Here is an 11358-nt window from a genome sequence, read left to right as displayed (position 1 = left end):
TCCGACGAGGCCGTGACCTGCGACAAGAAGCACCGGGACGGATTGGGAGGGGCTTCTTCGCCACTCGGGAGCTTGACAGCCCGACAGCGGCCGGGCTCCCCGTGGGCGCGGGAGACCCGCCCGGTACAAGGGGCCGAAAGGCCCTGACTCAGTGCGGCTGGGCGGGAATGTGGACGCGGAAGGCCGCTCCCTCGCCCGGAACGGTGGAGAGGCTGAGGGTGCCGCCGTGGGCCTGGACCAGGGCGGTGGCGATGGCGAGGCCGAGGCCGGCGCCGCCGCCCTCCTGGCGGCTGCGGGAGGCGTCGACGCGATAGAAGCGCTCGAAGACCTGGGCGGCCTGCTCCTCGGTCAGACCGGGGCCCGAGTCGGCCACTTCCAGCAGGCAGCGGCCGTCCTCGGTGGTGCCGACCCCGATCCGGACGGCGGTGCCCGACGGGGTGTGCTTGACCGCGTTGCCGACCAGGTTGGTCACCACCTGCCGCAGCCTGGCCTCGTCACCGAGCACGGGGGCGGGCTGCGGGGCACCGCTGCCCTGGGGCCCGGTGAGGGCGACCGGGCGGCCCGGGTCGAGCGCGGTCAGGTCGTGCAGGGCGTCGGCGGCCAGCGTGCGCAGGTCCATCGGGGCCAGGTCGAGCGGGCGCTCCTCGTCGAGGCGGGCGAGCGTGAGCAGGTCCTCGACCAGACCGCTCATCCGGACGGCCTCGCTCTCGATCCGGTCCATCGCCCGGTCCACGTCGGACAGCGCGCCCATCCGGTACAGCTCGGCGAAGCCCCGGACGCCCGCGAGCGGGGTGCGCAGCTCGTGCGAGGCGTCGGCGACGAAGCGGCGCATCCTGGCCTCGGACTCGGCCCGGGCGGCGAACGCGGCCTCGATCTGGGTGAGCATCCCGTTGAGGGTCGCGGAGAGCCGCCCGACCTCGGTGCCGGGCGGGAGTTCGGGCATGCGGTGCGAGAGCCGGCCGGCGGCGATCAGTTCGGCGTCCTGCTCGATCCGGGCGAGCGGTCGCAGCCCGGCCCGTACGGCCACCGCTCCGAGTGCGGCGATCAGCACCAGGACGGCGCCGCCGATGGCCCAGAAGGACGCGCGCAGCTTGGCCACCGTGGCGTCCACGTCGTCCATCGAGACCGCCACCAGCAGGTAGGCGGGGGCGACGAACTGGTTGCCGCCGGAGTGGACGAACGGGAGCACGACCACCCGCCAGCGCCCCTGGCCGGTCTGGTCGGGAAGGTCGAACCCGGTCAGGTCGCCCGCGTGCTGGTGGAGTTGACGATCCGTCAACTTACCCAGATCGGGAGCCGGATCGGTGTCGGCGATCGGCTGCCGCATGGTCTGCTGGGCCGTGCCGTCGGCGGTCAGGTACTGCACCACGTACTGGCTGGGCAGGAACTGGCCTGCCCGTCGCAGGTTCGGGCTCGGGCTGTTCTGGTGGTAGCCGCCCGGGGTGCGGTGCGAGAGCGGCTCGGCGAAGCGGAGCAGCTGCTGGTCGGCCCGGTCGGCCAGTTGGACCCGGACCGTCCCGAGGACGACGGTGTCGCTCACCACCAGCCCCGTGGCCACCAGCAGTACCGCGAGCACCAGCAGCCGCGTCCGCAGGGACAGCCGGGAGAGGCGGAGCACCCGGGCGAGGCGGGACAGCCGCCGGGAGCGGAACGGCCAGCGGGAGCGGAACGGCCGGCGGGAGCGGAACGGTCTGGACAGCCTCGGGAGCCTCATGGACGGGCGGACGCGGCGCACGGGTTCAGTGCTGGGGCGGGCGGCGCAGGGCGTAGCCGATGCCGCGCACGGTGTGGATCAGCTTGGGGCCGTGGGCGGGCCCGGAGTCGAGCTTGCGGCGCAGGTAGGAGATGTACGACTCGACGATGGAGAGGTCGCCGCCGAAGTCGTACGCCCAGACGTGGTCGAGGATCTGGGCCTTGGAGACCACCCGGCCGACGTTGGCCATCAGGTAGTGCAGCAGCTTGAACTCGGTCGGCGACAGCGAGACCATGCGGTCGCCCCGGCTGACCTCGTGGGCGAGCGGGTCGAGGGTGAGGTCGCCGACCACCAGCCGGCCGTCCTCGGCGGGGCCGCCGGCCCGGCGCAGGATGGCGCGGATCCGGGCGATCAGCTCCTCCAGGCTGAACGGCTTGGTGACGTAGTCGTCCGCGCCGGCGGCCAGGCCCTGGACCTTGTCGCCGGTGCCGTCCTTGGCGGTGAGGAAGAGCACGGGGACGTGCTCGCCGGACTGCGGCCACTGGGCCTGCTCGCGCAGCCGCTGGACCACGGTGAAGCCGTCCAGGTCGGGCAGCATCACATCGAGCACCACCAGGTCCGGCCGCTCGGCGGCGACGGCCTCCAGCGCCTCCTCGCCACTCGCGGCGGAGGCCACCCGGAAACCGGAGAAGCGCAGGCTCGCCGAGAGCAGCTCCCGGATGTTCGGTTCGTCGTCCACCACCAGCAGGAACGGTTCGCTGGCAGAGCCTGCCTGGCGTGCGGGAACCCCCGCTGTGGCGGTACCGCCGGCTGTCGACACTGTCCCTTGCACTGCTGTTCCGCCTCCCGGTCGGACGATGCATCCTTGTTGGACGATAGCCCGGGGAGGCTACGCGCGGTTGATGAGGACTGGATTAGACGTACATCAACCATCCTGGACGGCCCCGGCGCATGGCCCGGCCGAGCGGCCACGGCCATGCATCGGGCCCGGCCGAGGGGGAATCGGCCGGGCCCGGGTTCGTCCAGCGTCCGGGGGTCAGCCGTTGGACGAGCTGCGGGCTCCGGGGAAGCCACCGCCGCCACCGCCGCCGAACCCGCCGGCTCCCTCGGTGAGCTGGGTGGCCGCGTAGCCGCCGGAGGAGTCGGGAGTGCCCATCACGGTCACGCTCTGGCCGGGCTGGAGGTCGGAGACCTTGCCCTCCTTGCTGAGCTGGACCTTGGTGCTGTCGCCGGTGGTGACCTTGACGGTGTTGCCACTGGCGTCGGTGAGGTAGACGGTGCTGCCGTCCACGGACTTGACCGTGCCCCGGGTGAAGCCCGCGCCGCCCGGACCGCCCTGGCCACCCGCCCGGCGGCCACCGCCGCCCTGGCCGTAACCGCCCTGGCCACCGCCGCCGAAACCCGGCCCGCGCTGGCCGGCCTGCTGGGTGGTGCCGCTCTTCCCGTTGCCCTGCTCGTACCAGACGCCGCCCGCGAAGGAGAACACGGCGATCGCAGCGCCGGCCAGGGCCAGCGTGAGCCAGGGCAGCTTGCGGCGCGGTGGTGCGGCGAGTTCGGCGCTGATGTCGCGGGTGTCCGGCGCGGTGGCCAGCAGTTCGACGTGCCCGGCGGGGTCGGCCGGTGGTACGGGCTGCGCGGGCGGCTCGTGTGCGGAGGTCATGGAGGGCCTTCTTCTTCTCGTCTGGCAGGGGTCTACTCGTGGCGGAGGGCGTCGATCGGACGCAGCGAGGCGGCCCGGTTGGCGGGGTAGCTGCCGAAGAACAGGCCGATGGCCACCGCGATGCCGAAGGCACCGAGCACGGACTCGGGGATGACCACCGGCTTGATGCCGACGATGCTGAACCGCGAGCCGATGAGGCCGGCCAGCACCCCGAGCCCGGCGCCGAGCACCGAGAGCAGGGTGGACTCGGTGAGGAACTGCCCCAGGATGACCGCCTTCGGGGCGCCGAGCGCCTTGCGGATGCCGATCTCCCTGGTCCGCTCGGTGACGGTGACCAGCATGATGTTGGTGATCCCGATCCCGCCGACCAGCAGCGAGATCGCGGCGACCGCGCCCAGCAGCACGGTGAAGGTCTTGGTGGTGCTCTCCCTGGCGGTCAGCAGCGAGGCCTGGTTGCTGATCCGGAAGTCCGCCTTGCTCGGGTCCTTGATGCCGTGGGTGCCCATCAGGATCCGGGTGATGTCGCTCTGTGCGGCGGTGGTGGCGTCGGCCGAGGAGGCCTGCACCAGGATCTGGCTGACCGCGCCGAAGCCGGTGAAGGCGTTCTGCACGGTGGGCAGCGGCGCGATCACCACGTCGTCCGGGTCGTTGAACCCGGTGCTGCCCTTGGTGGCGAGCACGCCGACCACGGTGAACGGGGTGCCGCCGACCACGATCCGCTTGCCGACCGGGTCCTCGTCGGCGAACAGCTGGGTGGCGGTGGTGGAACCGATCACCGCGACCTTGCGGGAGTTCAGCACGTCGTCGTTGCTGAAGTAGTCGCCGTGCGCCACCTTCTGGTTGGAGGTCTCGAAGTACGCCGGGTAGGTGCCGACGATCGAGCCCGGGGTGTACGAGATGTTCCCGTACAGCGCGGTGGCGGTGGCGGTGACCACCGGGGCGACCGACTTGATCGAGGGCGCGTCGGTGGCGGCGGCCAGCGCCTTGGCGTCCTCCACCGTGAGCTTCTTGGCGGCGGTGCCGCTGCCGCGCGCGTTCATCGAGGAGACGGTGAGCGAGTTGGTGCCGAGCGAGGTGATGGAGTTCTTGACGGCCTGCGAGGAGCCGTTGCCGACCGCCAGCAGCAGGATCACCGAGGCCACACCGATCAGCACCCCGAGCATGGTGAGTGCGGATCTGACCTTGTTGGCGGCCAGTCCGCCGAGGGCGAAGCGGAGCATCTGCCAGACGATCACGGGCGGGCTCCCGCGGGTTCGCGCAGCGCGGGCGGCGGTCCGTCCACCGGGGCCTGCCGGACGTCCGAGACGATCTGCCCGTCGACCAGGCGCAGCACCCGCTTGGCGTGCTCGGCGACCTCGTCCTCGTGGGTGATCAGTACGACGGTGCGGCCGGTGGCGTTGAGGCCGTCGATGATCGCCAGCACCTCCTTGGTGGAGCGGCTGTCCAGGTTTCCGGTGGGCTCGTCGGCGAGCAGCATCGCGGGGGCGGTGACCAGCGCGCGGGCGACCGCCACGCGCTGCTGCTGCCCGCCGGAGAGCTCGTTGGGCTTGTGCCCGGCGCGCTCCAGCAGACCGACCAGCGAGAGTGCCGCGAGCGCCCGGCGCCTGCGCTCGGCGGCACGCACACCGGCGTACGCCAGCGGGAGTTCGACCTGGGCGAGCGCGGTGGTGCGGGGGACCAGGTTGAAGGACTGGAAGATGAACCCGATCTTGCGGTTGCGGACCAGCGAGAGCTGCTGCTCGTCCAGGTGGCCGACGTCGACGCCGTCCAGCAGGTAGCGGCCGGAGGTCGGGACGTCCAGGCAGCCCAGGATGTTCATCAGCGTGGACTTTCCGGAGCCCGAACTGCCCATCACCGCCACGTAGTCGCCCTGCTCGATGTCGAGGCTGACGCCCTGGGGTTCATCGCCGCCGGGCGCGAACGGGCCGCACAGGGCGTGCACGGTCGCGTCCCCGTGGCCGTACGCCTTGGTGAGGTTCCGGATCTGGATCACCGGCGGCTGCTGAGCGGCCCGGTCCCGGGCCTCCCACTGCGCCGCGGTCTGGCTGAGCGTCATCCGCGACCGCCCCCGCCACCGCCGTTGCCGCCGCGGCCGCCGGCACCACCGCCGCCGAACCCGCCGCCGCCGGCACCACCGCCGCCGAAGCCTCCGGCGCCGCCGCCCAGGCCCGGGAAGGAGCCGCCGGGGAAGCCGTTTCCGGTGCCCGCGGTGGTCGAGGTGAGCTGGACGTGCTCGCCCTCGGTCAGCCCGGACACCACCTGGACCGTGGTGTCGCCCTCGACCCCGACCGTGACGTCGACCCGCTCGGTGGAGCCGTCGTCGTGCACCACGGTCGCGGTCCGGCTGGTACCGGTGCCCGAGAGCGCGGCGGTCGGGACCGAGAGCGCGTTGTCGGCCTCGCCGGTGACCACCGAGACGGTGGCGCTGAGACCGGTCCGCAGCGAGCTGGTGTCACCGTCGATCTGCAGCACCACGCCGTACTGGACCGCGCCCGAGGAGCCGCCCGCACTGCCGCTGCCCGAGCTGACCGGGAGCGAACTCACCGACAGCACGGTCGCCTTGAGCTGGGTGTCGGACTGCGCGTTCAGAGTGACGGTGGCGGCCTGGCCCTTCTTCAGCTTCAGCGAGTCGAGCTCGGAGAAGGCCGCAGAGACCTGCATCCCGGTCGGGTTGGTGAGCACGATGAAGCCGGTGGGCGTGGTCGTCGTACCCGAACCCGAGCCGCTGCCACTGGACTTGGCGCCACCCGAGCTGCCGCCCGAGCCGGCGGAGGAGGAGTTCGAGCTGCCGGAGACGGTGTCGCCGACCTTGCCCTCGATGGAGGCCACCGTGCCGTCCTCCGAGGCGACCAGGCTGGTGCCCGCGAGCGCCGCCTTGGCGTTGGCGAGCCCGGCCTCGGCCGTGGTCACCTGCTGCTCGGCCTGGGCGACCTGAGCGGCGTCCACCTTGGTGGTGGTGACGGTGGTCTCCTTGGGGGCGGGCGTCGCACCGCCGCGACCGCTGCCGCTGCCGCTGCCGCTGCCACTGCCACTGGTGGCCGGGGCCTGGGTGGTGGTGGTCTCGCCGGCCTGCGCCTTGGTGAGGCCGGCCTGGGCGGCGGTCAGCGCGGACTCGGCCGCGGTGACCTGCTGAAGCGCCTGGGTGGTGTCCACGGTGGCGAGCAGCTGGCCCTTCTTCACCGTGTCGCCGACCGCCACCTTGACCGCGGTCACCTTGCCGCCTGTGGCGAAGTCCTGGCCGGCGTCGCCGGGTGAGGAGAGCGTGCCGGAGCCGGAGACCGTGGCCAGCACGGTGCCCTTGGCCACCGTGGCGGTACGGCTCTGCGTCTGGCCCGCGGCCGAGCTGGTACCGCCGTCCAGGGTGGCGTACGCCAGTGCGGCGCCGCCCAGCAGGACCACGGCGAGCGCGGAGTTGACGAGGACGGCACCACGCCGTCGCGGGAGCACCTTCATGGATGCCAGCGTGACGTGGCGCTCTTGCCAAGTCCTGGGCCCGGCCTGGGAGGGAGCTGACGCCAGCAATCCGGACAATCCACCGCACACCGGGCCGCTGGCGGTCCATGCTCCGCCTCCCGCTGGGCAGTGGTTGATCGAACTCCCAGGGAGTTCCCAGCACTTCCGTTCCGCTTTCTGATCTGGCCGGGGGCTTCCGGGCGAACGCGAGACGGGTGACCTGGCCCTTCGGATGACCAGCCGCCGCAACGGTCCGTGGACACCCGGGCCGTTCCATCCCTCCCCACGGACCTGCCTCGTGACGAGCGCCGCCGACCTCCCGCCGGTCCGACGGAAGGACACGCGTCAACCTCGCGCGAGCTTGGCCATCCGTTCGCGCCAGCCGATCCTTTCGCCGGCATCGTCCGCCCGTGCGGGAGCGGCCGCGGCCGCACGTCGCTGTCTGCAACTCCCGCACTGCACCTCGCCGCTGACCGGACGGAACGCCAGGTCGCAGCCCTCACAGGCCGTCAGCGCGGCAATCCGCACGACTGCGGGCATCTTGTCGCGCAGGCGGTAACGCACCAGGGCCGACGCGCACTTGACCGGTTCCGGCAGCCCGGAGCTGAGCGCATGCTGCATGGCGACCGGAGCCACCCCTCTGGCCAGCCACTCGGCGGCCAGCGGCAGCAGCCGCCGCACCTCGGCCGCCCCGAGCACAAGTCTCGGGTCGATGCGCCGCAGCGACAGCAGGACCCGCTCGGCCTCCGCGAGCAGGGCCGGCTCCGCCCGGCCGACCTCCGGCTCCGACGGCGCCCCCGGGCTCGGCGCTGGCCCTGGCTCCGGCGCTGGGTCTGGCTCTGGGTCCGGCTCTGGGTCCGGCTCCGGGTCTGGGTCCGGCTGTGGCTGTGGCTGTGGCTGTGATGGCTGTGCCTCCGGTTCCGGTCGCACCGATTCGGCCGGGACCGGGAGGGGGGTATTCCCCTTAACCAGTCTTTCTCCCTTTGGGAGGGCGGTGCCGGATCCCCGCATGACGGCCTCGCCGGGAGCCGGTTCTCCGGCATCCGGGCGGTCCGCTGCGAAGTGTCCGGCGAACAGCCGTGCCGCTTCGGCGTCGGCGAGCGGCACGCTGGAGATCAGCGACTCCGTCCGCACCTGCCCGGTGGCGCTGCGCCGCCGCACGCAGTGCAGCAACCCGCGCTTGGACAGCTGACGGCGTGCCTGGTCCGCCGTGACCCGACCACAGGGCAGCCCGGCCGCCAGCTCGGTGACCGTCGTCCCACGAGCCCGCGAGGGCGGCAGCGCCAACGACCGCACCAGCAACCGGAAAGCCGAGTCCGAGAGATCGTCGTCCCAGACATGCTTGTTGTCGATCCGCGTGTAATCGCGCGAGGGCGCGCTAACATTCCTGAGCATCCTCAGTGGTCCTTGCCACTCGTTGGATGAAGAGCCCGGCCCGGTGCCCTAACACCTGCCGGGCTCGCCCCTTTTCTGCCGGGGCGACCCGCTTCGGCGGACACGGTACACGCAATCCGACACGCTCGGCGTTCACTTGACTACGGTGCGCCACCAGGACACTCTGAGACTTTTCGCCGGTCGACGCTTCTGTGCTCTTCTCCGGCTTCCCCGGAGGCTGGGGCACGGGGGCGCCCCCTCCCGCCCGGTGAAGGTTCAGTCGGTCAACGTGCCCGCGAAGTAGTCCATGTAGGCCTGCATGTCGAAGTGCGCGTGCCCCGAGAGCGAGAACACGATGGTCTTCGCCTCCCCGCTCTCCCGGCAGGCCAGTGCCTCGTCGAGGGCCACCCGGACGGCATGGCAGGACTCGGGGGCGGGCACGATCCCCTCGCTGCGCGCGAACCGCACGCCCGCCTCGAAGCAGGCGGTCTGCGGCACGGCCCGCGCCTCGACCAGCCCGAGCTCCCTGAGATGGCTGATCACCGGCGACATGCCGTGGTAGCGCAGGCCGCCCGCGTGGATGCCCGGTGGCACGAAGTCGTGCCCCAGGGTGTGCATCAGCGCCAGCGGGGTGAGCCCGGCGCTGTCGCCGAAGTCGTACTCGTACCGGCCCCGGGTGAGCGAGGGGCAGGACGCCGGCTCGACCGCGATCGCCCGTACCGCGGGGCCCCGGCCGCCGAGGGCGGGGTGCTCTCGCAGGAAGGGCAGCAGCAGTCCGCCGAAGTTGGAGCCTCCGCCCGCCGCGCCGATCACGATGTCCGGCCGGTCGTCGGCGAGTTGGAACTGGAGCCGCGCCTCCTGGCCGATCACCGTCTGGTGCAGCAGGACGTGGTTGAGCACCGAGCCGAGCGCGTACTTGGCCGTGCCGTCGCCGGTCGCGACCGCCTCGACCGCCTCCGAGATGGCCAGGCCCAGGCTGCCGGTGGCCTCGGGATCGGCCGCGAGCGCCGCCCGGCCGGCCGCCGTGCGCGGGCTGGGGCTCGGGTGCACCGAGGCCCCGAAGGTCTCCATCAGCCCGCGCCGGTAGGGCTTCTGGTCGTAGCTGACCCGCACCATGAAGACCTCGCAGTCGAGGCCGAAGTACGAGCAGGCCAGCGCCAGCGAACTGCCCCACTGCCCGGCACCGGTCTCGGTGACCAGCCGCCGCACCCCCGCCCGCCGGTTGTAGTACGCCTGCGGGACGGCCGTGTTGGGCTTGTGGCTGCCGGTCGGGCTGACGCCCTCGTACTTGAAGTACAGCCGCGCCGGGGTGTCCAGCGACCTCTCCAGCCGGCGGGCCCGCACCAGCGGGGAGGGCCGCCACTGCCGGTAGACGTCCAGCACCGCTCCCGGGATGTCCACCTCCCGCGCGGTGCCGAGCTCCTGGGCGATCACCTCGGCCGGGAAGAGCGGCGCCAGGTCCTCCCCGGTCACCGGCTCCCTGGTCCCCGGGTGCAGCAACGGCGGCACCGGAGAGGGCAGATCGGGCAGCACGTTGCACCAGGTGGTGGGGATCCGGTCCTCGGGCAGCAGGTACTTGAGCGTAGTCATCGCACTGCTCTCTGTCGCGGGAGCGCTACGGCACTGCTCCTTCCACCCGGCCCCGCGCCTCACACCACCCGCCGGAAGCCGCAGGGGCACGGCGCGCTGTGCGCCGTGCCCCTGTCGACCGCTGCCGCCGGAGGTCAGAGCTCCTTGCGGAAGGCGGCGGCGGTGGCGAGGAATATCGTGTTGCCCTCGGTCTCGCCGATGGTGACGCGGACGCCCTCGCCCGGGAAGGGGCGGACCACGACGCCGGCCTCGGCGCAGGCGGCGGCGAAGTCCAGGGTGCGCTCACCCAGGCGCAGCCAGACGAAGTTGGCCTGGGAGTCCTCGATCGTCCAGCCCTGCTCGGCAAGGCCCTCGGCGACCCGCGTGCGCTCCTGGACCAGGGCCTCGACCCGCTCCAGCAGGGCTTCCTCGGAGCGCAGCGAGGCGATGGCCGCGTCCTGGGCGATCCGGCTGACACCGAACGGCACGGCGGTCTTGCGCAGTGCGTCGGCCACCGGCTCGTGCGCGACGGCGAAGCCGACCCGCAGGCCCGCCAGGCCGTACGCCTTGGAGAAGGTGCGCAGCACGCAGACGTTGGGGCGGTCGCGGTAGAGGTCGATGCCGTTGGGCACCTGCCCGTCCCGGATGAACTCGATGTACGCCTCGTCGATGACGACCAGGATGTCGCTGGGGACGGCGTCCAGGAACCGCTCCAGCTCGGCACGGTGGATCACCACGCCGGTGGGGTTGTTGGGGTTGCAGACGAAGATCAGCCGGGTGCGGTCGGTGATCGCGGCGAGCATCGCGTCCAGGTCGTGCGCCTCGTCGGCGGTGAGCGGGACGGCGACCGGGGTGGCACCGGCGACCTGGGTGATGATCGGGTACGCCTCGAAGGAGCGCCAGGCGAACATGACCTCGTCGCCGGGGCCCGCGGTGGAGAGCACCAGGGACTGGGCGACGCCGACCGAACCGGTGCCGGTGGCGATGTGCTCGACGGGCACGCCGAAGCGGGCGGACAGTTCGGCGGTGAGCTCGGTGACCGCCATGTCGGGGTAGCGGTTCAGCGAGCCCGCCGCGGTCACGGCGGCCTCCAGAACGCCCGGCAGCGGGTCGTAGGGGTTCTCGTTGGAGGACAGCTTGTACGAGTCGGCTCCGGCGGGCTTGCCGGGCTTGTAGGTCGGGATGGCGTCCAGGGCCGGCCTCAGCCGGGGCCCCTGCGCTGCCGTCTCGCTCACGGTGCTCTCCTTCTGCTCATCGGTTCTGCTCTTGCGGCCGGTGCGTGCCGTTCACGACGCCATGCTGCGGCCGGTCCGGGCGCCGCGGAAGTCGCCGTGCGGTGCCGAGCCCTTCCCACGCATCCGTTCCGCCCCGGTCGGGTGCCTTGAACGATACCGATCGCGCTCACCCGTAGGAGTGAGATGCCCGTCGCGGTCATGGGCGCGGATCAGCCATTGTGTCGGGTGCCCATGGCACATGTCAGAGGCGAGAAGGCCCAATTGGCGCGGATATCCAAGGGAGTTGCCCGGCGCGGCTCATGGAGAAACGGTACTTCCCGGCCAGCCCACGCCCCGGTCACAGACCCCGTCATGCGCCATACGATCGGTCCGCC

General features: G+C 72.3%; 10 protein-coding genes. 1 reads left to right on the top strand and 9 read right to left on the bottom strand.

Annotated elements, in window-relative coordinates:
* Window positions 1-148: 148 nt before the first annotated feature.
* The 7 genes from ACSMTC_RS19895 to ACSMTC_RS19865 form a co-directional block, all read right to left on the bottom strand.
* Window positions 149-1714, bottom strand: coding sequence for a sensor histidine kinase (locus ACSMTC_RS19895; RefSeq protein ID WP_436561052.1), 1566 nt, complete (start codon window positions 1712-1714; stop codon window positions 149-151).
* A gap of 25 nt (window positions 1715-1739) precedes the next feature.
* The gene (locus tag ACSMTC_RS19890; RefSeq protein WP_436561051.1) at window positions 1740-2432 is read right to left on the bottom strand and encodes a response regulator transcription factor; all 693 of its coding nucleotides are present in this window, start codon (window positions 2430-2432) and stop codon (window positions 1740-1742) included.
* Window positions 2433-2729: 297 nt separating this feature from the next.
* Window positions 2730-3353 (bottom strand): hypothetical protein, encoded by a 624-nt coding sequence (locus ACSMTC_RS19885; RefSeq protein ID WP_436561050.1) that lies wholly within the window; start codon window positions 3351-3353, stop codon window positions 2730-2732.
* Window positions 3354-3385: 32 nt separating this feature from the next.
* A complete protein-coding gene (locus ACSMTC_RS19880; protein ID WP_436561049.1) occupies window positions 3386-4588 on the bottom strand; it encodes an ABC transporter permease in 1203 nt (400 codons plus the stop codon).
* Window positions 4585-5409 (bottom strand): ABC transporter ATP-binding protein, encoded by an 825-nt coding sequence (locus tag ACSMTC_RS19875; RefSeq protein WP_436561048.1) that lies wholly within the window; start codon window positions 5407-5409, stop codon window positions 4585-4587. The genes ACSMTC_RS19880 and ACSMTC_RS19875 overlap by 4 nt, the downstream gene beginning before the upstream one ends.
* Window positions 5406-6806, bottom strand: a complete 1401-nt coding sequence (locus ACSMTC_RS19870) for an efflux RND transporter periplasmic adaptor subunit (protein WP_436561047.1) — start codon at window positions 6804-6806, stop codon at window positions 5406-5408. The genes ACSMTC_RS19875 and ACSMTC_RS19870 overlap by 4 nt, the downstream gene beginning before the upstream one ends.
* 345 nt (window positions 6807-7151) lie before the next feature.
* Window positions 7152-7427 (bottom strand): hypothetical protein, encoded by a 276-nt coding sequence (locus tag ACSMTC_RS19865; RefSeq protein WP_436561046.1) that lies wholly within the window; start codon window positions 7425-7427, stop codon window positions 7152-7154.
* On the opposite strand from ACSMTC_RS19865, the gene ACSMTC_RS19860 reads away from it, so the two are divergent.
* A complete protein-coding gene (locus ACSMTC_RS19860) occupies window positions 7419-7709 on the top strand; it encodes a hypothetical protein (protein WP_436561045.1) in 291 nt (96 codons plus the stop codon). The two genes, ACSMTC_RS19865 and ACSMTC_RS19860, sit on opposite strands and share 9 nt — an antisense overlap.
* 747 nt (window positions 7710-8456) lie before the next feature.
* Here the strand turns inward: ACSMTC_RS19860 and ACSMTC_RS19855 are convergent.
* Together ACSMTC_RS19855 and hisC are read right to left on the bottom strand one after the other, a co-directional pair.
* Complete coding sequence (locus ACSMTC_RS19855; protein ID WP_436561044.1) at window positions 8457-9770, bottom strand: TrpB-like pyridoxal phosphate-dependent enzyme; 1314 nt, start codon at window positions 9768-9770, stop codon at window positions 8457-8459.
* Between the two features lie 134 nt (window positions 9771-9904).
* Entirely contained in the window at window positions 9905-10984 is a 1080-nt protein-coding gene (gene hisC, locus ACSMTC_RS19850) for a histidinol-phosphate transaminase (protein WP_436561043.1), read from the bottom strand.
* Between the last annotated feature and the right edge of the window lie 374 nt (window positions 10985-11358).

It is taken from the genome of Kitasatospora sp. HPM-01-4, from assembly GCF_051374625.1.
Classification (GTDB): domain Bacteria; phylum Actinomycetota; class Actinomycetes; order Streptomycetales; family Streptomycetaceae; genus Kitasatospora.
The sequence above is the reverse complement of the archived record's forward strand: the minus strand, read 5'-3'. Positions and strand labels throughout refer to the sequence as shown.

Bases quoted from the DNA above. Each gene is read 5' to 3' on its own strand.
- ACSMTC_RS19870 (WP_436561047.1), bottom strand. From the start codon at position 6,806: ATGAAGGTGCTCCCGCGACGGCGTGGTGCCGTCCTCGTCAACTCCGCG.
- ACSMTC_RS19855 (WP_436561044.1), bottom strand. From the start codon at position 9,770: ATGACTACGCTCAAGTACCTGCTGCCCGAGGACCGGATCCCCACCACC.
- ACSMTC_RS19875 (WP_436561048.1), bottom strand. From the start codon at position 5,409: ATGACGCTCAGCCAGACCGCGGCGCAGTGGGAGGCCCGGGACCGGGCC.
- ACSMTC_RS19895 (WP_436561052.1), bottom strand. From the start codon at position 1,714: ATGAGGCTCCCGAGGCTGTCCAGACCGTTCCGCTCCCGCCGGCCGTTC.
- ACSMTC_RS19865 (WP_436561046.1), bottom strand. From the start codon at position 7,427: ATGCAGCATGCGCTCAGCTCCGGGCTGCCGGAACCGGTCAAGTGCGCG.
- ACSMTC_RS19885 (WP_436561050.1), bottom strand. From the start codon at position 3,353: ATGACCTCCGCACACGAGCCGCCCGCGCAGCCCGTACCACCGGCCGAC.
- ACSMTC_RS19860 (WP_436561045.1), top strand. From the start codon at position 7,419: ATGCTGCATGGCGACCGGAGCCACCCCTCTGGCCAGCCACTCGGCGGC.